We start from the raw sequence: 1,834 nt of genomic DNA, 5'->3' as shown, positions 1-1,834 counted from the left end.
AAGACGCACCAGTCCGATGGCCAAAACATGACGATTCCCCCTGATGCTCCTAAGCCTCGCGAGTAGCGCGGGTCGCATCCATGCTTTGCAATATTGTTGTGCGCTTCTACTTTGGCGCGAATGGCGGTGTCCGGTGAAACGCGCGGCCGTTTTAGGCCGCGCTAAGAAATCAGCGCGAAGCTTTGTAGAGCTTGGCTGCAATTTCCATCATTTCTTCCGGTGCGTAGTCTGGAGTGAAGGCAGAAGGCACGCCGCTTAATTGGTGTATCTTACCTCCATCAGGCATACCTTCGATGACTTCAAGCTCGCCGGGCGGGTCACCGGGAAGCGCCGTTTCGCCCTGTCCCCATATTCCGGCAATGTCCTTGTAGTCCTCCGGACTGAATGTATAGAGCCGTCGGTGCGAACCCTCATCAAGGTATTTCTGGCACTCCGGAATGTTTCCGAGATAGATGTTTGGAGTCGGCAGCATCTTCTCGATTTCAATGCCTGTCAGGTTCTTGATTGCCAGCGCATAGGCGTGCGCGTGAACCGAACCCCGCACGAGGAGATAGCCGCAAACCTCACGGCCGGTCGGATCAGTTAGGGACTCGTAGACCCGCAGCTTGTGCAGTCTGGCCCCGCATTCCAGGTGGAAATTATGGAGCAGATCAACGATGACATTTCCCGTCGTCGTGACAAAATCCATGTTCCAGGACGAACCGTTACTGTTCATCGGCATGGCCCCGCCGGCATTGGAGAAGAATGCCCCAGCCAGGCGAATGTCCTTCATTGCCTCATAAGGTGCGCCTGAGATGTCCCCGCCGTCCTTCTCATCCGCGCCTTCGAGGTCAGGGCCGTTGTTCAGCATGGCAACGCCGTTACTGACGAGCTCGACGTGACCAAGCTCCTCTGCGGTTATTGCTGCCACCAGGCCGTAAAAGGGCTTGAGCTTCGACTTGCTACGAAAATTGAAGCTTTGGAAAAGGTAGTTTCCCAGGGTCGACATTTCACCGTATTTGCCCCCGAGCAATTCTTGCAGGGCGGCACCCGCGTTGGGATCCACCTGGGTAGGAGCGGGTAGTTCAATCTGTAACTTGTCCACGCGCAAAAACATTTGGAGCTTCCTTTGATTAGAGTTCAGTGAAGCCCAACTTCCCCGCATAAGAGTTGTTCCGCAGCCGTCGCGGCGAAAGGTCGATTACAAATTGACGAATTCTGACTAGCAGTTCTGCAAAGATTCGACGCTAAATTCGGCATCGGCCAGGCGGCTAGGAGCGTGAAGAAGGGGCCGCACCAAGCTTCTTCGCAAATACGTGTGACGCCGGGATACCTACATCAAATGCAAATGACCGACGGGCATTCAAGGCCCACGGTGGATGAGTCGCTGGCACATCGAACGGGCGCCGGTGCTTGAGAGTGAACATCGTACTCCCGCCCTTAAAAGGAGTTCCGCGATGGACAAACGCGAGGAATGCGCCGCCGTTTCTGCTCATGACTATTCGGTCATCAAGGGTGCCTTCAAGGCTATGGTGGCTGAAGGGCTGCCTGAACATGTGTGGGCCGAAGTTGCCGAGAGAATGGTTGGCGATTTGACCAGGTCGATCGACATTGATCCCGAGCTAGTCATGAGGATAATTCGCAGATGACTCAACGGCGCGTCGACAAGGAGAAGTTTGAGCGGGCCGACCGCGAGGCGAAGCTCGCGCTCGAGACAGAGCGGCGTCATCGTGAAGCGAAAACCGCGCGTCTTCGTGAGCAGCGGCTCGCTGCCGAGGCGAATGCCAACCCAGAGCGAAGCTACTCGCCGAAGCTCTCATCGTAGCCAAATTTGAACACTTAGCCTTGCCGTTCG

General features: G+C 55.8%; 3 protein-coding genes. 2 read left to right on the top strand and 1 reads right to left on the bottom strand.

Annotation, left to right across the window (positions count from 1 at the left end):
* Positions 1-169: 169 nt before the first annotated feature.
* Positions 170-1,096 (bottom strand): manganese catalase family protein, encoded by a 927-nt coding sequence (locus AC0L3I_RS36765; protein ID WP_077383390.1) that lies wholly within the window; start codon positions 1,094-1,096, stop codon positions 170-172.
* A 340-nt stretch (positions 1,097-1,436) separates the two neighbouring features.
* On the opposite strand from AC0L3I_RS36765, the gene AC0L3I_RS36760 reads away from it, so the two are divergent.
* On the top strand, positions 1,437-1,628 hold the full coding sequence (locus AC0L3I_RS36760) for a hypothetical protein (protein ID WP_077383391.1): 192 nt from the start codon (positions 1,437-1,439) through the stop codon (positions 1,626-1,628).
* Entirely contained in the window at positions 1,625-1,804 is a 180-nt protein-coding gene (locus AC0L3I_RS36755) for a hypothetical protein (RefSeq protein ID WP_077383392.1), read from the top strand. The genes AC0L3I_RS36760 and AC0L3I_RS36755 overlap by 4 nt, the downstream gene beginning before the upstream one ends.
* Positions 1,805-1,834 lie beyond the last annotated feature (30 nt).

Source organism: Mesorhizobium sp. WSM4840 (assembly GCF_055811755.1).
The sequence above is the reverse complement of the archived record's forward strand: the minus strand, read 5'-3'. Positions and strand labels throughout refer to the sequence as shown.